Origin of the sequence: Rubrivivax rivuli (genome assembly GCF_004016505.1) — a bacterium.
GTDB classification, from domain to species: Bacteria; Pseudomonadota; Gammaproteobacteria; order Burkholderiales; family Burkholderiaceae_C; genus Rubrivivax; species Rubrivivax rivuli.
The window spans coordinates 294,419-312,464 of record NZ_SACR01000001.1; the positions used below are offsets into that span (position 1 = coordinate 294,419).

An 18,046-nucleotide genomic window follows, 5' to 3' on the forward strand; every position below is an offset into this window, starting at 1 on the left:
CACAATCCCGGCGCATGTTCCTGCTGCACCCTGCCACCCCGCCCTGGGCCGTGCCCGACGCCACCGGCCTGCATCTCGTGCTGCTGAGCGACCAGCCCTTGCCCGCCGGGCGCGTGTTCGTGCGCAGCCTGCCCGACAACGAAGAGCTGCTCACGCCCCTGCAGCCCGACGGCCAGGAAGGCACCCTGCAGCGCTGGTGCGCCCACATCGCCTGGGACGGCGGGCACGGCCTGCAGCGCTACTGCTTCGTGGTGGCGCTGGAAGGTGCCGCGCCGGGCGACGAAGGTCGCCTGCAGTGGCTGGCCGCCGACGGCCTGCACGCCGAACTGCCACCCGAGGCCGTGCACTTCCGCCACCACCGCCACGGCCAGCCGCCGGCCTGGGTGCGCGACCAGGTCTTCTACCAAGTCTTCCCTGACCGCTTTGCGCGCGGCAACCCAGCGCCCTTCGTCGCGCCGCCGGGTGCGGTGGCCAGCCCCTGGGGCGCCAAGCCCGATTCATGCCTGGGCCAGCGCCAGTTCTTCGGGGGCGATCTGGCCGGCGTGACGCAGCAGCTGCCCTACCTGCAAGACGAACTGGGCGTCACCGCGCTCTACCTCAACCCGGTGTTCCAGAGCCCCAGCAACCACCGCTACGACACCAGCGACTACACGCAGGTCGACCCCCTGCTCGGCGGCAACGCGGCGCTGCTGGCACTGCGCCAGGCCACCCAGGCACGCGGCATGCGGCTGATGCTGGACGCGGTGGTCAACCACACCGGCGAGCAGCACGCCTGGCTGCAGCAGCATGCCGGCTGGTACGCGCGCGATGCGGAAGGCCGCGTGCTCGGCTGGAAGGGCCACGGCACGCTGCCGGTGCTCGATTTCTCCGTGCCCGGCGTGCAGCAGGCCGTCTACGGCGCGCCCGACAGCGTGCTGCGCCGCTGGCTGCAGCCGCCCTGGTCCATCGACGGCTGGCGGCTGGATGTCGTGCACATGCTGGGTGAAGGCACCGGCGCGCGCCACAACGCGCGCCACATCCGCCGCATGCGCCAGGCCGTGCGCGAAGAGAACCCGCAGGCCTACCTGCTGGGCGAGCACTTCTCGGAGGCCACGCGCTGGCTGCAGGGTGACCAGGAAGACGGCGCGATGAACTACCACGGCTTCACGACGCCCGTGCGTGGCTGGCTGGCCGGGCTGGAACTCGCCGGCGTGCGCCAGCGCCTGAGCACCGCGGCCTTCGAGGCCTGGCTCACGCGCGCCATCGCGGCCATCCCCTACGCCAACCAGCTGGCGCAGATGAACCTGCTCGACAGCCATGACGTGCCGCGCCTGCTGACGGAACTGGGCGGCGACCACGCGCGGCTGCAACTGGCCTTCACGCTGCTGTTCACGCGGCCCGGCGCGCCCTGCCTCTACTACGGCGACGAGATCGGCCTGGAAGGCGGCGCCGACCCCGACTGCCGCCGCTGCTTCGACTGGGACCGCAGCCACTGGCCGATGCCGCTGTGGCAGCACGTGCAGCGCCTGGCGCGCCTGCGGGCGCAGCGCGCCGAGTGGCGCGAGGGCGCCACGCTCACGCTGGACCAGGGCGACGACTGGCTGGCCTATGCCCGCTACACGCCGCAAGCCGCCAGCGTGGTGCTGGTGAACCGCGGGGCGGCCACGTCGGCGGCCTTGCCGCTGCACCGCCTGCCGCTGCGGCCCCGGCGGGTGCAAGGCTGGCAGGGCGAAGCCGTGGCGGTGGCCAGCGGCGTGGCCACGCTCACGGTGCCCGCCTGCGCCAGCACCGTGCTGCTGCTCGACGCCTGAGCGCGCGCCCCGCCGGGCGCTCCATCCCCCCGTGGGTCGATGCCGACGAAGCCAACGCCGGCTAACTTGCGGGAATGACGACGCTGCCCGCTTCTTCTGCTGCCGCACCGGCGCCCCGGCCTGCCCTGGCGCCCGACGCGGCCCGCCTCGCCGAGGCCGCCGACGCCCTGGCGGCGGCCCTGCTGGTGCTGCAGGCCGACGGCACGCTGCTGCACGCCAACGCGGCCGCACGCGTGCTGCTGCAGGACGGCCGCGACTGGCAGCTCGACGCCGAGCAGCGCGTGCGCCCGGTGGGCGGCGCGGCCGACGAGGCATTCGACACGGCTCTCAGCGCCGTGCGTGCCGCCCCCGCCGCGCTGCGCGTGCCCTTGGCCCACCCCGCAGGCGCACGCCTTTGCCGCCTGCCCGGGCCGGAGGATGGGGCCTGCACCTTGCTGCTCAGCCTGCCGCCGGCGCCCGGCCATGCGAACGACCTGCCCAGCTACGCCAGCGCCCACGCGCTGAGCCCCACCGAAACCCGCGTGCTGCAACGCCTGGCCCTGGGTGAAGGCAGCGCACAGGCCGCCGCCGCCCTGGGCCTGCGCGCCACCACCGTGCGCACCCATGTGCTGGCGCTGCGCCGCAAGACGCGGCACGCCTCCTTGGCGGCGCTGGTGCAGACCCTGGGGCGCCTGCCGCCCGTGGCACCACCGATGGGGCCCTCCCATCGCGCGGCGGCGCCCGCCTGGCCAAGGTGAATAGTTCACCAAGGGCCGCCCCTCTATTCACCCCCTTCGGCCCGAGCCTTCACCTAAGGTTGCACCCAGGGCGCCGACATCGGCAGCCACAGGCCAGCGACACAGAGGAGGTGCCATGCTTCAAGCCATTCAACCGAAACCGGCCATGCCGACCATGGCGGCCGTGATGGCGCGCGCCGCAGCGGACGACGGCCGTGAACGCGGCGAGCGGGCCAGCCGCGACCACGGCCAACCCAGCGTCTGGATGCTGGGCATGCTCGACGAGATCGACTACGGCATGCTGCTCGTCACCGCCGACGCGCAGGTCAGCTACCTGAACCACGCGGCGCGGCTGGAGCTCGACGGCGACCACCCACTGCAACTGCTGGGCAACACGCTGCGCGCGCACCGTGCGCAAGACGTGGCGCCCCTGTACGACGCGCTGGCCGCCGCGCAGCGCGGGCTGCGCCGGCTGGTGACGCTGGGTGAAGGCACGCAGCGCGTGTGCGTCTCGGTGGTGCCCATGCCCGGGCCCACGGCCACCGGCCAGACCGACCCGGCCCGCGCCACGCTGCTGGTGCTGGGCAAGCGCCAGGTGTGCGAACAGCTCTCGGTGCAGGGCTACGCCCGCAGCGTGGGGCTGACGCCGGCAGAGACGCGCGTGCTGGAGCAGCTGTGCGCCGGCGCACGGCCCGGCGAAGTGGCGGCGCGCGCAGGCGTGGCGGTGTCCACGGTGCGCACGCAGATCGGCAGCATCCGCACGAAAACCGGTGCCGGCAGCATCCGCGAGCTGGTGCGCCAGGTGGCCGTGCTGCCGCCGCTGGTGGGGGCCTTGCGCGGCCTCGGCGGGGCAGCCGGCTCGGCAGGGCCGCGCCGCTAAGATCGGCGGGCTGGTGGGGCGCAGGTCCCGCCCCGGCCCACCGATCGATGCCCAGCCGCCCCCCGCCCCCCGCCGACACCGAAGACCTGCTGCACGCGGCCCCGATGAGCGCATCGCTGCGGGCGCTGGCGCGCCGGGGTGTGCAACGGCCGCTGCGCAAGGGCGCGCAGCTCATCAACGAAGGCGATGTCGGCGACACGATCTACATCGTGCTGCACGGCCGCCTGCGGGCCTACACGACAGGCAGCGATGGGCGCGAGCTGACCTACGGCCTGTACGGCGCCGGCGAGTTCGTCGGCGAGATGGGCCTGGACGGCGGGGCCCGCTCGGCCCATGTCGAGGCGGTGGAACCCACGCTGTGCGCGATGGTCACGCGCGCCACGCTGGAAACGCACCTGCAGGAAGACCCGGCCTTCGCCTTCGAGCTGCTGGCCAAGGTGATACGGCGCGCGCGCTCGGCCACGCTGAACATGAAGCAGATCGCGCTGAACGACGTCTACGGACGCCTGAAGGCCCTGCTCGACACCCTGGCCGAAGCCCAGCCCGACGGCAGCCGGCTCATCGACCCGGCACCTTCGCACCTGGAGATCTCGCAGCTGCTCGGCTGCGGCCGCGAGATGGTGAGCAAGGTGCTGAAGGAGCTGGAGAAGGGCGGCTACGTCGAGGTGGGCCGCCGCCGGCTGCGGCTGCTGCGGCCGCTGGCCGCGAAGTGGTGAGCAGCACCGCCGCGCGCCGCTTCAGCCGACCGGCGGCGGCGCGAAACGCCGATCGGGTTTGGCCGCAGCCGTGAACAGGGGCTGCACCGTGGGCAGCTTGGCCTGGATGTCCTTGATGCGGGTCTCGCCCGCCGGGTGCGTGGACAGCCACTGCGGCGGTGCCTTGCCGCCGGTGGCCTTGCCCATCTTCTGCCACAGGGTCACGCCGGCGGCCGGGTCGTAGCCGGCGCGCGCGGCCATCAGCAGGCCCAGCGAATCGGCTTCCGATTCGTCTTGCCGGCCGAAGCGAAGGCTGAGCAGCTGCGAGGCGCCGGCCGCGGCCATGTCGCCCAGGTTGCCCAGCCCCAGCAGCGCCGCGCCGCCGCGCAGCAGCAGCTCGGTGCCGCCGCTCTTGGCCATGCGCTCGCGGGCGTGCTCCAGCAGCGCGTGCGCCACCTCGTGGCCCATGATCATGGCCACCTCGTCGTCGTTGAGCTGCAGTTGCTGCAGGATGCCCGTGTAGAACGCGATCTTGCCGCCCGGCATGCAGAACGCATTGATCTGCTTGCTGCCGAGCAGGTTGACCTCCCAGCGCCACTGCGACGCGCGCTCGTTGCACGCGGGCGCGAAGGGCACGATGCGTGCGGCGATGTAGCGAAGGCGCTGCAGCTGCGGGTCGTTGGTCACGGCCAGCGCGCCCTGGCTGCGCGCCTGGCTCAGCATGTGCGCGTACTGCTGCTGCGCCGAGCCTTCCACCTGGCCGGCCGGTATCAGCCCTGCGGCGCGCGAGCGGCGGCATTCGGGCATGGACTGCGCCTGCGCTGCGCCCAGGGGCGCCAGGGCCGCGCCGGCCAGCAGGCCCGTGAAGAGGCGGCGAGTCGTGCCCGTGCAGCCACAGGGGCTGGGGCGGCCGGTGTCGGCTGCGTCAGGCCAGGAATCGGAGATAGTGCTCACGGTGGGCCAGATGGGGGCTGCGGCCCGGAATTCTAGGGAGCCGCGCCCGTCGCATTGAAACCCGGCCGTGACGCACCACATGTCCCGCATGGACACCCCCCGCTTGCAACTGCCCTGCCCGCACTGTGGCGCCACCAACCGCCTGCCGGCGGCCCGCATCGACGATGCGCCCAACTGCGGCAAGTGCGGTGGGCCCCTGCTGCAAGGCCAGCCCCTGGAACTGGGCGACGACAACTTCGACGCCGTGGTCGCGGCCACCGCGCTGCCTGTGCTGGTGGACTTCTGGGCGCCGTGGTGCGGCCCCTGCCGGATGATGGCGCCGGCCTTCGCGCAGGCCGGGGCGCAGCTGCAGGGCCAGGTGCTGTTCGTGAAGGTCAACAGCGACGACAACCCGGGCCTGAGCCAGCGCTTTGGCATCCGCAGCATCCCGACGCTGGTGCGCCTGCAGGCCGGGCGCGAGACCTCGCGCCAATCAGGCGCGCTGCCCGCGGGCGCGATCGTGGCGCTGGCCCAGCGCGGCTGACGGCCCCGGCCGGGGCGCTGCTCAGCGCAGCGTTTCCACCTTCAGCAGCGCGGCGCCGAAAGCGTCTGAACAGCTGGGCCGGCCCGGCTGGCCGCAGCCCGCCAGCGGCGTGCCGTTGCCCAGCACCGCCTGCAGACGGGCGCGGCCCTGGCCGTCCAGCAGCGTCTGCATGAAGGGACCGGCCGGGGCCTGCGCCAGGCCACGCAGGTCGCGCGGGGCGTCGCTCACCATCACCAGCAAGGTCTCGGGACCGGGGGGGCCGGCGGCCACGATCTCCCAACCGCCCGTACCCGGCAGGCTCACGCGGCGGCCGGCCTGCACGCGGTTGTCGGTGGCCAGCGCGTTGGGGTACAGCAGATACAGGCTCTGCCCGTCACTGCCCGCCAGGGCCACGTAGAGATAACCGTCACGCGAGGGCGTGACGTCGAGGTCCAGCGTGTCGCGCCCGATCTTCATCAGCGGCTGGCGCACCGTGGCCACCACGCGCCGGCTGCCATCGCGCTGGCCGTGCACCTCGGCCAGGATCTCCGCCGGGCTGGCCACCCGGGCCGGCGCCGTGTTCACCGCCGCCGGGGCGGCCGTGGGGGCGAAGGCCGCGCCCATCCAGGCCGGCACGAAGTTCGCGTTGCCGGCGATGGTCATCTGCTGGCCCAGGATGCCGGGCTGCCCGGCCAGCGAGGGCGTGATGCGCGCCTGTGCGCAGCGCGTGACCTCGTCGACCGTGATGGCGCCGCTGCCGTCGAGATCGCGCGCCTGGCCGAGCAGGCAGTCGCGCCAGTGCACCGTGGCGTAGCCGCCGAAGCTGCTGCTGTCGAAGCTCACTTCGTCGGGCCGGCTCGCAGCGATGTGCACCACGTTCTGCGCCACCGGCTGCGCCGGTTGCAGCCCCTGCGCCAGCGAACGCGTGCGGAAGTTGCTGGGCTGCGCGCAGGCCTCGGGGGCGCCGACGCGGGTGAACTTGGGCGTGACCTGCTCGCCCGCCGGCGTGCTGGCGCTGCGCACGAAGCTGCGCGTGCGGAAGGGTTCGCCGGCCACGCCCCCCGAGAAGCAGGCGTCGTAGAAGACCAGCATCTTGTCGGCGCGCGCGGCCAGCGGCGCCAGGCGCTGACCGAGCTCGACGTTGCTGAGCACGCGACCATCGGTCGCGAGCAGGCCCTCCGTGCAGCCTTCGGCCTTCACGGCCTCGTCGAACCAGCGCGTGCCGTGGCCCGAGTAGTAGACGAAGACACGGTCGCCGTCGTTCACGCGACGGCCCAGCGCGTCGATCTCCTGCCGGATGCGCTCGGCCGTGGCGGCTTCGTCACGCACGACGGTGATGTTGGCCTCGGGCACGCCCATCGCAGCGGCCATGCGGCGGGCGCTGACGAGATCGTGCACCACGCCCTTGAGCGCGGGCACGGCGGGGTCGGTGTAGGTGCCGATGCCGATGACCAGCGCGTGGCGCGTGGCGCGCTCGGCCGGGGCAGCCACCGCGCCCGCCGGCTGGGCCGCCACCGGCCCGGCGAGCAGCAGCGCGGCCAGCGCTGCGCAGCCCCACCGCAGCGTCTGCGCCATGCTCACTCCACCGTCACCACGCGCACGCGCCGGTTCTCGGCGGCGGCGGGCTCGCCGGGCCGCACGGGCGCGCTCGCGCCCTTGCCCACGGCGCGCAGGCGGGAGGGGTGCACCCCCAGGGCCACGAGGTAGAGCCGCACTTCGTCGGCACGCTCCTGCGAGAGGCGCAGGTTGTGCTCGGCGGCGCCCCGTCCATCGGCATGGCCTTCGATGATGAAGCGGCTGGCCTTCAGCTCGGGCGACTGCATGGCCGCCACCAGCGAGCCCAGCACCGCGCCGCTGGCAGGCCGCACACGCGACGAGTTCGGCTCGAACTGGATGGCCAGGGCCAGGCTCGGGGCCTCGCCTGGGGTCGTGTTGGCAGGCGCGGCCGGCGCAGCCGAAGCCGCCACCGCCACCGGGGCGGGCGCAGGCAGGGGCACCTGGGCCGGGGCCGACGCGGCCTCGGTGCGCTGGCGCACCACCAGGTTGCGCAGGCTGCGCGTCTGGCTGGGCATCAGGGCATCGATCATCTCTTTCGTGTCAGGTGCGGCCGCTGGGCTGGCCGCCGCGGCAGGTGCGGGCTGGGCCGCAACGCTGGCCCCTGGCGCTGCGGCCAGCGCGCCGAGCAAGACGCCTGCAGCCAGGGCGCCGGCCGCGCGCGCGGGCTTCACGACGCGCCCCCGACCCGCAGGCGCAGTTCCTGTTCGGCGGTGTTGCCCTGGTCGTCGGCCACCTGCAGGATCAAGCGGTGCTGGCCCGCGGGCACCTGCGCCCGGTCGACCACCACGCCTTCTTCGGTGACGGTGGCGTGCTTGCGCAGGCGCTCGGTGAGGTCGATCTTCAGCAGGCCGTAGAGCACGCGGAAGGTGGAAGGCACGATGCGTGTGCCCGGTGCCGGCTTGAAGGCCAGCTGGATGCGCACCGGCGCTGGAACGGCCTCGCCGGGCGCGTTGGGTGCCACCACCTGGATCACCGGCTGGTTGGGCCTGGGCACCGGCAGGCTGCGTGTGCGCGGCGTCATCGGTGCCAGGGGCGTGCTGGCCTGGGCCTGTGCCTCATCGCGCGCCTCGGTGGCGGTGATGAGGTCGAAGCCTTCGGAGGCAGCCTGGGCGCGGGCCTGCAGGGCCGCCATCCACAGGGCGAGGCAGGCGATGCCGATGCGCAAGGGGGTGTTCATCGATGGGTCCTCGGGGCCGCGGCGGGCGCGGTTTGCGATGCTGAGCCGCATTCTCGCGCCGGCACCGCCGCCGTGGGCATGATCCCTTGGGATACCCAACCCGCGATTTCAGGCCGCCTCGCCGGGCGCCATGCGGCGCAGCGTGGCGACCAGCGTCACCAGCGGCACCGGCTTGGCCAGCACCGTGCAACGCGGCGGCAGGGGCACCGTGCCCATGGCGGCGATGCGGCCGGTGACGATGACTGCCGGCAAGTTGAGCTCCCAGGCCTCGCGCAGCGCCGCCACGGCGGCCAGGCCGTCGGGCTGGCCGGCACCCAGGTCGAGGTCGAAGACCAGCGCGTCAGGGAAGCGCGGCTCGGCGTCCAGCGCCGCCTGCAGCTGCGCCAGCGTGGCCGCGCTCACCAGCGTGGCGCCCACGCCCTCCAGCGCGGCCTGCAGCGCGGCGCGCGGGCCGGCCTCGTCGTCCAGCAGCGCCAGCAGCCAGCCGTCCAGGCGCGCCGGGTCTTCGCCCGGCACGGTGTCGGGGCCGCCATCGGCCTCGGTCTGCACCGGCTCGGCGCGGCGCTGATCGGCCGGCACCAGCACGCGGAAGCGCGTGCCGTGCCCCACGCGCGAACGCACCGGCGCGAGCTGCAGCCCCAGCTGCGCCGCGAGGCCGCGCACGATGGCCAGCCCCAGGCCGCGGCCGCCGCGCGAGGCGCCGGCGCTGCCAGCCTCCAGCTGCACATAAGGCTCGAAGATGGCCTCCAGCTTGTCGGCCGGGATGCCGCGGCCGTTGTCGACGATGTCGATGGCCAGGCCTTGCGCGCGGCCCCGCTCGCCGCTGCCGAAGCTGTGCGGCCGCACCGCCAGCACCACGCGTGCGCGCTCACCGGGCCGGGCGCCGAGGCTGTAGCGCACCGCGTTGCCGGCGAGGTTCTGCACCAGGCGCGCGAGCTGGGTGCGGTCGGTGTGCAGCCACTGGCGCGCGCCGTGCACCGTGAGGCTGAGCTGCTCGCGCGGGTGCGTGGCCTGCAGGCTGGCGGCCACGCCGTCGAGCACATCGCGCACGTCCACCCACTGCGGGTGCGACTGCAGCGCGCCCTGCTCGATGGCGCTGAACTCGCTGAACTGGTCGAGCATGGCCACGGCATCGTCGGCCGCGCGCATCTGCTGGCGCAGCAGGTCGGTGCGGCGCTGCTCGGCCTGCGTGTCGCCGGGTTCGCTGCGCGCCTGCAGCGCCTCGGCAAACAGGCGCACGGCCTGCAGCGGCTGGCGCAGGTCGTGGCTGATGCTCGCCAGCAACCGTGTGCGCGCGCCCTGCAGCGCGGTGAGCTGCTCGCCGCGCTGGTCCAACCGTGTGATGAGGGCATCGCGCTCGGCCAGCGCGCTGAACAGGCGCCGGTCGTTCGCGCGGATGTGCATGCGGTCGATCCACACGAACATCAGCCCCAGCACCAGGGCGGCCAGCCACAGCGTGGGGAAGTTCGACAGCGCAGCGTCCCAGGCCGCCACCGCCACCGCCGTGGCGGCCAGCAGCGTGAGCCCGCCTTCGCGCAGCGCCTGCCAGCCCAGGCTGGCCACGCCCACCAGCAGCAGCACGGCCGAAGAGGCCGCCGGCCCGCCGGCAGTGCCGTGCGCCGAGCCCAGCGCCAGGCCGCACAGCACGGCCAGGCCCTGCGTCTCGAGCAGCGAGGCGGCACGCGCGCGGGCCAGGCCCCACAGCAGCAGCGCGCACAGCAGCGCCCAGGCCCACACCAGCTGCGCCGGCGTGAGGGTGGGCAGGCCGCTCAGGCGGCGCAGGGCCTCCAGCGCCGCCAGGTCGTAGGGCAGCAGCCACTCCAGCCAGGCCTGAGCGGCCAGCGCCAGCACGCCCAGTCCCACCAGCGCCAGGCCCAGGCGCCGGCGCCGCCGCGGCAGCTGTTCGCTGATGCTGGCGGCGTCGCCCGGCTGCATTCAGTCGTCGGCCGGGGCGGCCCCGGCGCGCATCGAGGGCACGCGGTAGCCGCGCTGGCTCAGCAGCACCAGCAGCTTGGTGCGGTTGGGCGCGCCCAGGGCCTGCAGCGTGGCGGTGACGTGCTTCTTCACCACCACCTCGCTGCGGTCGAGCAGGCGCGCGATCTCCTTGTTGCGCAAGCCTTGCACCACGTAGCCCAGCACCTCGATCTGGCGTTCCGTGAGGCCCAGTGCCGACAGCTCGGCCAGCGCACGCCCGCCGCCGCCGTCGGCCCCCATGGACGGCAGTGCGGCCATGCCACCGCTCACCGACTGCGGCAGGTGGATGCGGTGCTCCACCAGCACATGCAGCAGCGCATCCTTCAGCTCGGCGGGCGAGGCGGCCTTGCTGATGAAGCCCATGGCACCACCGTCCAGCGCGGCCAGCACGGTGTCGCGGTCGTCCTGCGCGCTGAGGATGACCACCGGCACGTAGGGGAAGTCTTCGCGCAGCCGGTGCAGCCCGGCCAGGCCGTGCACGTCGGAAAGCGTCAGGTCGAGTAACACGAGGTCAAAACGGCCCGAGGTTTGCAACGCCTGCAGCGTTTCGGCCAGCGAGCCGGCCAGCTGCACGCGCAGCTGCGGCATCACCTCGGCGATCAGCAGCTGCAGGCCGTGGCGCACGAGGCCGTGGTCGTCGGCGAGAAGTACCGATCCGGCGGGGTTCGTGGGGCTGTTCATGGGGGCTGGGCGGCGGCCTCGGTGGTAGGCGCTCGGCACGCGGCCGGCGGATCAGCAAGGTATCACGCCGAAACGGCGGCGGGCCAGCGGGCCCGTATACCTTGGTCTCCTGTTCAGGGGGCGCCGCTTCGGGCGCAATACAGCCCATGCCGCCACACCAGCGGCGCCTGAACAACAGCCCCGCAACCGCCACCCGACACCGAGGACCGCACCATGATGAACCGCAACAACAACCGCACCGTCAGCCCCCTGGCCGCCACCGCCACCCTGGCCGCCGCCCTGCTGCTGGGCTCCTGGTGCGGCCAGGCCCAGGCCCAGAGCGCCGACCAGGTCAAGGCCGACTTCGCACGTGCCGTGTACCAGCACTCGGCCGGCAAGGTGCACAACGACCGCCCACAGCCGCTGCTGCGCGCCGTGGTGGTGCTGCGCATCAAGCTCGACGAGCAGAACCAGTGGCGCGCCGAGGTCTTCCGCGACAACCCCGAGCAGCCCGAGATGACGCAGGCCGCCATCGCCTCGGTGGCGCAGCTGCCGGCGCCGGTGGGCCTCACGCCCAAGGCCCAGCAGATGCTGCGCGAAGAGGGCCTGATCGAAGCCTGGCTCTTCCAGACCGACGGCCGTTTCGCACTGAAGACCCTCGCCAAGCCGCAACGCGGCGCGTGAATCACCCCGCCGCTGGGCGTAGCATTCGGATACAGCCGCTGCGCCCCGGCCACCCAACCCCGGAAAGAACGCCATGAAGCTCACCGCCCGCCTCACCACCCTGGCCCTGGCCGCCCTGCTCGCCACCGGCACCGTCCTCGCACAGGACAAGGCGCCCGAGAAAGTGCTGCGCGAGGGCCAGGTCACCCAGCAGGCCCTGATCGACGCGCTGACGCCGGCTGCCCCCGCGGCGGCTCAAGACGCGGCCCAGCCGGCCGACGGGGCCGCGTCGGGCGTGCGCACCCGCAGCTTCCGCCCGGCCTTGCGCCCGGCGGCGGCCGCAGCGGGCACGGCCGCGGCGGCGGCGCAACCGGCACGGGCTTCCATCCTGGTCACCTTCGTCACCAACTCGGCCGACCTCACCGCCGGCGCCAAGAGCGCGCTGGACGTGCTGGCCGCCGCGATGAAGAGCGACAAGCTCGCCGCCGTCAAGTTCACCATCGAAGGCCACGCCGACCCGCGCGGCAGCGAAGAGCTCAACCTCAAGCTCAGCCAGGCGCGCGCCGAGAGCGTGCGCACCTACCTCACCACGGCCCACGGCCTGGCCGCAGAGCGCGTGAATGCGGTGGGCAAGGGCAGCAGCGCGCTGATGAATCCCAGCGACCCGGCCGCACCCGAGAACCGCCGCGTGACCATCGTCGCGCAGCCCGGCTGAAGCCCGCCAGCGCGGCGGGCAGGCTCAGCCCGCGCGGGCCTGCGCGAAGGCCACGAACCAGTCGATGCTCTCGGCGTTGGCCATCGCATCGCGCTTGAGCACCTGCTCGGGCGCGGCGCCGAGCAGCAGCTTCTTCACCGGCAGCTCCATCTTCTTGCCCGAGAGCGTGCGCGGCACGGCCGCCACCTGGAACACCTCGTTGGGCACGTGGCGCGCCGAGAGCGCCACGCGGATGGCCTGCTTCAGCCGCTGCGTCAGCGCCTCGTCCAGCACCAGACCTTCGCGCAGCACCACGAACAACGGCATCCAGCTTTCGCGGCCCAGGTACTCCAGGTCCACCACCAGGCTGTCCAGCACCTCGGGCAGGGCCTCCACCGCGCGGTAGAGCTCGGCCGTGCCCATGCGCACGCCGTGGCGGTTGATGGTGGCGTCGCTGCGGCCGTAGATCACCGCGCCCACCGAGCCGCTTTCGGGGTGGGGCACGAGGCGGATCCAGTCGCCGTGGCGCCAGGCCACAGGCTTGCCATCGCGGCCGTCGAACATGTCGAAGTAACTGTCGCGGTAGCGCCGGCCGCCTTCGTCCTTCCAGAAGAAGAGCGGCATCGAGGGCATGGGCTGCGTGCACACCAGCTCGCCCACCTCGCCCATCAGCGGCTGGCCGTCTTCGCTGTAGGCCTGCACGGCGGCGCCCAGGCAGCGCACCTGCATCTCGCCCAGGGTCACGGGCAGGCCGCGGTGGCCGGCGACGAACGCGCCGGCGAAATCGGTGCCGCCGCTGATGGGGTTGAGCCAGATCGGCGCGCCGCCCACCTGCGGCATCTGTTCCCAGATCCAGCGGTAGCCGTCTTCCGACAGCGGGCTGCCCGTGCTGCCCACGGCGCGCAGGCGCGACAGATCGGCCTGCTGCTGCGGCACCACACCCGCCTTCAGGCAACTGGCGTAGAAAGCCGCGCCGCTGCCGAACCAGGTGACGCCGGCCGCGCCGGCAAAGCGCCAGAGCGTGCCCCAGTGGGGTGATTTCGACGGCCCGCCGGGGTTGCCGTCGAAGAGGCAGATGGTGGTGCCGCCCAGCAGCGCGCCGAGCTGCGCGTTCCACATGATCCAGCCGGTGCTGCTGAACCAGAAGAAGCGTTCGCCCGTCTGCACGCTGGGGAAGACGTCGTTGTGCAAGCCGCCCTTCAGCGCCTCGAGCACGATGCCGCCGTGGCCGTGCACGATGGGCTTCGGCAACCCGGTGGTGCCGCTGGAATAGACGATCCACAGCGGGTGGTCGAAGGGCAGCCAGGCCGGTGCCCAGCCCGCAGGCGCATCGCCTTGCAGCAGCGCGGGCCAGTCGTGGGCCCGGGCGTCCTGTGCCTGCAGATCGGCCTGGAAATCGGCCGCGCGGGCGTGGGGGTCCACATCGGCCACCAGCACCAGGTGCTGCAGCGTGGGCAGGCCGGCGAGGATCTCGCGCAGCACCGCGCGGCGGTCGTGCGTGACGCCGCCCCAGACCTGGCCATCCACCGCGAACAGCACCTTCGGCTCGATCTGGCAGAAGCGGTCGAGCACGGCCACGGGGCCCATGTCGGGGCTGCAGACGCTCCAGATCGCGCCCAGGCTCGCGCAGGCGAGGAAGGCCACGATGGTGTGCGGCGTGTTGGGCAGCCAGGCGACCACACGGTCGCCGCGCTGCACGCCCAGGCCCTGCAAGCGCGTGGCCAGCACGGCCACCTGGCACTGCAGCTCGGGCCACGAGGTTTCAACAGGCGCTGCCAGGCGCTCGTTCTGGAACACCAGCGCCGGGTGCCCCGCGGCGTGCGCCGCATCGGCATGGCGCAGCACCTGCTGCGCGTAGTTCAGCTGCGCACCCGGGAACCACACCGCACCGGGCATCACCGGCGCTTCCAGCACGCAGCGGTGCGGCGTGGGCGACCGCAGGTCGAAGTAATCCCACAGCGATTGCCAGAAGCCCGCCAGGTCGCTCACCGACCACTGCCACAGCGCCTCGTAACTGTCGGAGCGCAGGCCGCGCGTGGCCTGCAGCCATTGCTGGTAGTCATGCAGGCGGGGCGGCGGCAGGGTCATGCCGGGTCCGAGGAAGAAGGATCAAGCTTCCCGCCGCGGAACTGGCTTTGCCAGGCCGCTGGCGGACGGCCCCCTCGGGGGGTAGCGAGCGCCAGCGAGCTTGGGGGCTCCACGCTCACCCAACGGTACCAATCGCCGTTGTAGGGGTGGCGGAAGGGGCCGGTGACGTGCGGCCGGCGCAGCTCGGTCATCAGCGGGTGGTAATGCGCGATATAGGGCACGTAGGCCAGCATCAGCCGGTTGGCGGCGTGCATCAGTGCCAGGCGCTCGGGCCCGTCGGGCAGCACGCGCTGGCGCTCGTAAAGGCGGTCGAAAGCGGGCAGCTTGAAGCGCGCGTCGTTGCTCTGGCCGCTGTTGGGGCCGTAGGCCAGGCCGAGGAAAAAGTCGCCGTCGACCTGGCCGCTCCAGATGAAGCCCCACATCATCACCTGCCCGGCCAGCGAGCGGCGGATGAGTTCACCGAAGGGCGCGATCTCGATCTGCACCCGCAGGCCCACGGCCTTCAGCCGTTTGAACCACAGCTCGCTGCTGGCGCGCGCACGGCGGTCGGGCGTGAAGGCGATGCGCAGCACCAGGGGCTTGCCGTCGGGCAGCTCACGCCAGCCGTCGCCGTTCTGGTCGGTGTAGCCGTACATGTCGAGCAAGGCGCGGGCGCGCGAGGCGCTGGACTGGCCGAACTCGCTGCGCAGCTCGGGCTCGTGCCCATAGGTGCCCGGCGGCAGCATGCTCTGCGCGGGCAGGCCCAGGCCGTTGAGCACGATGCGCAGCTCCTCGGCGCTGTCGAAGGCCAGCATCACCGCACGGCGCAGCGCCACACGCTCGGGCGCGTTGCCGCCGACGATGGGGTCGTCGTGGTTGATGAAGGTGTGGGCCACGCCGTTGACCTGCTGCTCGGCGGTGATGCCCTGCCGCGCCAGGAAAGGCGCCAGCTTGCCCCCCGGCAGGGCCAGGCCGCCCAGGTCGCGCGGCACGGTGAGCACGTCGTGGTCGCCATTCAGGAAGGCGAGCCAGCGCGGCTGGCTCTCTTCGATGATGTCGATCTCCACGCGGTCGATGCGCGGCGCGCGCATGCCGGCCAGCTGCCGGGCCAGCGGCTCCAGCCCAGGGCCGGCGCCCACCGTGTGGAACACCTGCTCGCGGAAGCGCGGGTTGCGCTCCAGCACGATGCGCGAGGCGCGGCGCCACTGCGCCAGGCGGAAGGGGCCGGTGCCCACGGGGTGGGCCATCAGGTCGTCGGCGTAGGTTTCCACCACCTCGCGCGCGACGGCCCCGGTCATCCACCCGGCCAGCAGCTGGGCGAACCGCGGCGACGGCGCGGCGAGCACGAACTCGAGCCGGTAGCGGTCGAGCACGCGCAGGCCCGGCACTTCCACGTCGTAGGGGAAGGGCGTCTTGTTCTTCAGCGCCGCGGCGCGCAGCTCGCTCAGGCCGAGGATCTTCTCGTTCTCGAACAGGTAAAGGTGCTCGGTGCGGATGGCCGGGTCGTAGAAGCGCTTGAAGGCGTAGACGTAGTCGGCGGCCACCAGCTCGCGCGGCTGGCCCTTGAAGGCCGAGTCGTCGGCGAAGTAGATGCCGCGCTTGAGCGTGAACACGAAACGCTTGAAGTCGGCGCTGGCCTCGGGCAGCGCCTCGGCCGTCTGCGGCACCAGCACGCCGGGCCGGGCCAGCGGGTCGTAGGCCAGCAGGCCTTCGAAGATGTGCGAGATGACGCGGATCGACGACTGGTCGCCCACCCGCGGCGGGTCGAAGCCGGTCTCGGCGAAGTCGAAGGCCACGCGCAGCGTCTTGGCCGCCACGGTGGCGCGCGCCACGCTGGGCAGCGCGCCTTGCAGCGCCGTGGCCGCGGCCAGCGCGGCCGGGCCCGTGATGAGGCCGCGGCGCTTCATGCCCGGGGCTCCATGTCCACCAGGTGCCACCAGGTGTTCCAGAAGGCCGGGCGGCGGTAGCCCACCAGGCCCGGCGCCATGAGGTCGGCCTGGTAGCGGTGGCAGTGCAGCTTGTAGGGCGCGTAGGCCACGGCCAGGCGCTTGGCCCGATCGAAGAGCGCCAGGCGCTCGGGGCCGTCGGGGATCTGCGCCATGCGTTCGTGGATGGCGTCGAAGGCCGGCAGGCGGAAGCGCGCCAGGTTCTGCAGACCGGCCTGCGGGCCGTAGTAGCGCGTGAGCATGCCCATGCCGTCGCCGCCCGTGGCGGCCGAGGCCACGCCCCACATCTGCAGCTTGCCGGCGCGCGCGGCCTTCAGGTTCTCGGGCCACTTGGCGATCTTGAACTCGATGCGCACGCCGATGGCGTCCATGTTGCGCTGCCAGAGTTCGTTGAGCTGGCGGTTCTGCTGGTCGGGCTGCGTGGCGTACTGCAGCACCAGCGGCCGGCCATCGGGCAGCTCGCGCCAGCCGTCGCCGTCGCGGTCGACATAGCCGTACAGGTCGAGCAGCGCACGGGCGCGCGCCGGGTCGTAGTCGCTGTTCTCGCTCTTGAAGGCCGGGTCGTAGCCGCTCAGGTGCGGCATCACCGGGCTCTGCGCCGGGATGGCCATGCCGCGGCGCACGAGGCGGATCTCACGGTCGAGGTCGACAGCCAGGTTCAGCGCACGGCGCAACGCCACCTTCTCGGGCGCGAGGCCGCCGATCACCGGGTCGTCCATGTTGTAGAAGGTCATGACGATGTCGGAGGTCAGCACCCGGCGGCCGCGCACGCCCCGCTTGGCCAGGTTGGGCGCGATCACGCCGCCGGGCATGGCCATGTCGATGAACTCCGCCGGCACGCGGTCGAGCAGGTCGGCCTCGCCGTTCAGGAAGGACAGCCAGCGCGGCTGGCTTTCTTCGATGATGCTGATCTCCACGCGGTCGAGCAGGGGCACGCGGCGGCCGCGCAGCTTGGCGGCGATGGCCTGGCCTTCGGCATCGTCGGGCGCGGGCTGGGCGTCCCACAGGCGCTCGCGGTAGTTGGGGTTGCGCGCCAGCACGATGCGTGACGAACGCCGCCAGCTTGCCAGCCGGAAGGGCCCGGTGCCCACCGGGTGCTCGGCGATCTTGTCCTTGTAGAACTCCACCACCTCGCGCGCCACGCTGCCGTAGAGGTCGCTCACCGCCAGCGTGTCCTGGAAACGCGGGCGCGGCTCTTCCAGGTTGAACTGCACCGTGTAGCGGTCGAGCGCGCGCAGGCCCTCGATGGGCGTGTCGTAGCTGAAGGGCTGCTTGCTCTTCAGCGCCTGCTGGCGCAGCGCGGCCAGGCCGAGGAACTTCAGGTCCTCGATGCTGGCCCAGAAGGGGCTCTTCACCGCCGGGTCGGCGAAGCGCTTGAAGCTGTAGACCACGTCGGCGGCCACCAGCTCGCGCTTCTGCCCTTTGAAGGCCGGGTCGTCGGCGAAGTAGATGCCGGGGCGGATCTTCACCGTCCAGCGCCGGTAGTCGTTCTCCACCAGCGGGTGGTCTTCGGCCGTCAGCGGCACCAGCTTCGCAGGGCGCGCGAGGTGGTCGAAGGCGTAGAGCGCCTCGAAGAGGTGGGCCGTGACGGTGCGCGAGTAGGTGTCGCTGATCTGCGCCGGGTCGAAGCCGGTCTCGGCCACCTGGAAGGCGTAGCGCAGCACACGGGCCGTGCCTTGGGCTGCAGCCGGGGCGAAGGCCGCGCCCAGGCCAGTGGCCAGGCCGGCCGAGAGCCCCAGCGCCAGCGTCTGCCGCCGCTTCACGCGCAGGG

The 18,046-nt window shown here is 72.9% G+C and carries 16 protein-coding genes; 7 read left to right on the top strand and 9 right to left on the bottom strand.

From position 1 onward, the window contains the following. Nucleotides 1-14 precede the first annotated feature (14 nt). The 4 genes from malZ to EOE66_RS01270 all read left to right on the top strand — a co-directional run bounded on the left by malZ (nucleotide 15) and on the right by EOE66_RS01270 (nucleotide 4,102). Entirely contained in the window at nucleotides 15-1,790 is a 1,776-nt protein-coding gene (gene malZ / locus EOE66_RS01255; RefSeq protein WP_164884951.1) for a maltodextrin glucosidase, read from the top strand. A 74-nt stretch (nucleotides 1,791-1,864) separates the two neighbouring features. Then, the gene (locus EOE66_RS01260) at nucleotides 1,865-2,527 is read left to right on the top strand and encodes a helix-turn-helix transcriptional regulator (protein WP_128226873.1); all 663 of its coding nucleotides are present in this window, start codon (nucleotides 1,865-1,867) and stop codon (nucleotides 2,525-2,527) included. A gap of 115 nt (nucleotides 2,528-2,642) precedes the next feature. Beyond that, nucleotides 2,643-3,386: a helix-turn-helix transcriptional regulator gene (locus EOE66_RS01265; protein ID WP_245478854.1), complete on the top strand. Its 744-nt coding sequence runs from the start codon at nucleotides 2,643-2,645 to the stop codon at nucleotides 3,384-3,386. A gap of 47 nt (nucleotides 3,387-3,433) precedes the next feature. Next, nucleotides 3,434-4,102, top strand: coding sequence for a Crp/Fnr family transcriptional regulator (locus EOE66_RS01270; protein WP_128226874.1), 669 nt, complete (start codon nucleotides 3,434-3,436; stop codon nucleotides 4,100-4,102). Between the two features lie 21 nt (nucleotides 4,103-4,123). On the opposite strand, the gene EOE66_RS01275 is transcribed toward EOE66_RS01270, so the two are convergent. Beyond that, complete coding sequence (locus tag EOE66_RS01275; RefSeq protein WP_245478855.1) at nucleotides 4,124-5,035, bottom strand: M48 family metallopeptidase; 912 nt, start codon at nucleotides 5,033-5,035, stop codon at nucleotides 4,124-4,126. Between the two features lie 88 nt (nucleotides 5,036-5,123). Between EOE66_RS01275 and trxC the strand changes: the two genes are divergently transcribed. Further along, a complete protein-coding gene (gene trxC, locus EOE66_RS01280) occupies nucleotides 5,124-5,558 on the top strand; it encodes a thioredoxin TrxC (protein WP_128226875.1) in 435 nt (144 codons plus the stop codon). 21 nt (nucleotides 5,559-5,579) lie between these two features. Here trxC and EOE66_RS01285 read toward each other — a convergent pair whose 3' ends face one another. The 5 genes from EOE66_RS01285 to EOE66_RS01305 form a co-directional block, all read right to left on the bottom strand. Then, nucleotides 5,580-7,112: a caspase family protein gene (locus tag EOE66_RS01285; protein WP_128226876.1), complete on the bottom strand. Its 1,533-nt coding sequence runs from the start codon at nucleotides 7,110-7,112 to the stop codon at nucleotides 5,580-5,582. Between the two features lie 2 nt (nucleotides 7,113-7,114). Further along, nucleotides 7,115-7,624, bottom strand: a complete 510-nt coding sequence (locus EOE66_RS21905) for an OmpA family protein (RefSeq protein ID WP_205702606.1) — start codon at nucleotides 7,622-7,624, stop codon at nucleotides 7,115-7,117. Between the two features lie 137 nt (nucleotides 7,625-7,761). Further along, nucleotides 7,762-8,271, bottom strand: a complete 510-nt coding sequence (locus tag EOE66_RS01295; RefSeq protein ID WP_128226877.1) for a hypothetical protein — start codon at nucleotides 8,269-8,271, stop codon at nucleotides 7,762-7,764. A gap of 108 nt (nucleotides 8,272-8,379) precedes the next feature. Continuing rightward, complete coding sequence (locus tag EOE66_RS01300; protein ID WP_128226878.1) at nucleotides 8,380-10,206, bottom strand: sensor histidine kinase; 1,827 nt, start codon at nucleotides 10,204-10,206, stop codon at nucleotides 8,380-8,382. Continuing rightward, a complete protein-coding gene (locus EOE66_RS01305; protein WP_128226879.1) occupies nucleotides 10,207-10,926 on the bottom strand; it encodes a response regulator transcription factor in 720 nt (239 codons plus the stop codon). A 213-nt stretch (nucleotides 10,927-11,139) separates the two neighbouring features. Here EOE66_RS01305 and EOE66_RS01310 point away from each other — a divergent pair, with 213 nt between their 5' ends. Together EOE66_RS01310 and EOE66_RS01315 are read left to right on the top strand one after the other, a co-directional pair. Further along, entirely contained in the window at nucleotides 11,140-11,589 is a 450-nt protein-coding gene (locus EOE66_RS01310; protein ID WP_128226880.1) for a hypothetical protein, read from the top strand. A 73-nt stretch (nucleotides 11,590-11,662) separates the two neighbouring features. Beyond that, nucleotides 11,663-12,283 carry an OmpA family protein gene (locus EOE66_RS01315; RefSeq protein ID WP_128226881.1) on the top strand — a complete coding sequence of 207 codons (621 nt, stop codon included), beginning with the start codon at nucleotides 11,663-11,665 and terminating at the stop codon, nucleotides 12,281-12,283. 24 nt (nucleotides 12,284-12,307) lie between these two features. On the opposite strand, the gene EOE66_RS01320 is transcribed toward EOE66_RS01315, so the two are convergent. Genes EOE66_RS01320 through EOE66_RS01330 form a run of 3 tightly spaced genes read right to left on the bottom strand, consistent with a single transcriptional unit; the run spans nucleotide 12,308 to nucleotide 18,038 of the window. Beyond that, nucleotides 12,308-14,350, bottom strand: coding sequence for an acetoacetate--CoA ligase (locus tag EOE66_RS01320; RefSeq protein WP_128226882.1), 2,043 nt, complete (start codon nucleotides 14,348-14,350; stop codon nucleotides 12,308-12,310). Further along, nucleotides 14,347-16,236 carry an ABC transporter substrate-binding protein gene (locus EOE66_RS01325; RefSeq protein WP_128226883.1) on the bottom strand — a complete coding sequence of 630 codons (1,890 nt, stop codon included), beginning with the start codon at nucleotides 16,234-16,236 and terminating at the stop codon, nucleotides 14,347-14,349. Before EOE66_RS01325 ends, EOE66_RS01320 begins: the two co-directional genes overlap by 4 nt. After that, the gene (locus EOE66_RS01330) at nucleotides 16,233-18,038 is read right to left on the bottom strand and encodes an ABC transporter substrate-binding protein (protein ID WP_245478856.1); all 1,806 of its coding nucleotides are present in this window, start codon (nucleotides 18,036-18,038) and stop codon (nucleotides 16,233-16,235) included. Before EOE66_RS01330 ends, EOE66_RS01325 begins: the two co-directional genes overlap by 4 nt. Nucleotides 18,039-18,046 lie beyond the last annotated feature (8 nt).

Excerpts from the sequence above, each read along its gene's own strand:
- malZ (WP_164884951.1), top strand. The coding sequence starts at position 15 with ATGTTCCTGCTGCACCCTGCCACCCCGCCCTGGGCCGTGCCCGACGCC.
- EOE66_RS01260 (WP_128226873.1), top strand. The coding sequence starts at position 1,865 with ATGACGACGCTGCCCGCTTCTTCTGCTGCCGCACCGGCGCCCCGGCCT.
- EOE66_RS01265 (WP_245478854.1), top strand. The coding sequence starts at position 2,643 with ATGCTTCAAGCCATTCAACCGAAACCGGCCATGCCGACCATGGCGGCC.
- EOE66_RS01270 (WP_128226874.1), top strand. The coding sequence starts at position 3,434 with ATGCCCAGCCGCCCCCCGCCCCCCGCCGACACCGAAGACCTGCTGCAC.
- trxC (WP_128226875.1), top strand. The coding sequence starts at position 5,124 with ATGGACACCCCCCGCTTGCAACTGCCCTGCCCGCACTGTGGCGCCACC.
- EOE66_RS01285 (WP_128226876.1), bottom strand. The coding sequence starts at position 7,112 with ATGGCGCAGACGCTGCGGTGGGGCTGCGCAGCGCTGGCCGCGCTGCTG.
- EOE66_RS21905 (WP_205702606.1), bottom strand. The coding sequence starts at position 7,624 with ATGATCGATGCCCTGATGCCCAGCCAGACGCGCAGCCTGCGCAACCTG.
- EOE66_RS01295 (WP_128226877.1), bottom strand. The coding sequence starts at position 8,271 with ATGAACACCCCCTTGCGCATCGGCATCGCCTGCCTCGCCCTGTGGATG.
- EOE66_RS01300 (WP_128226878.1), bottom strand. The coding sequence starts at position 10,206 with ATGCAGCCGGGCGACGCCGCCAGCATCAGCGAACAGCTGCCGCGGCGG.
- EOE66_RS01305 (WP_128226879.1), bottom strand. The coding sequence starts at position 10,926 with ATGAACAGCCCCACGAACCCCGCCGGATCGGTACTTCTCGCCGACGAC.
- EOE66_RS01310 (WP_128226880.1), top strand. The coding sequence starts at position 11,140 with ATGATGAACCGCAACAACAACCGCACCGTCAGCCCCCTGGCCGCCACC.
- EOE66_RS01315 (WP_128226881.1), top strand. The coding sequence starts at position 11,663 with ATGAAGCTCACCGCCCGCCTCACCACCCTGGCCCTGGCCGCCCTGCTC.
- EOE66_RS01320 (WP_128226882.1), bottom strand. The coding sequence starts at position 14,350 with ATGACCCTGCCGCCGCCCCGCCTGCATGACTACCAGCAATGGCTGCAG.
- EOE66_RS01325 (WP_128226883.1), bottom strand. The coding sequence starts at position 16,236 with ATGAAGCGCCGCGGCCTCATCACGGGCCCGGCCGCGCTGGCCGCGGCC.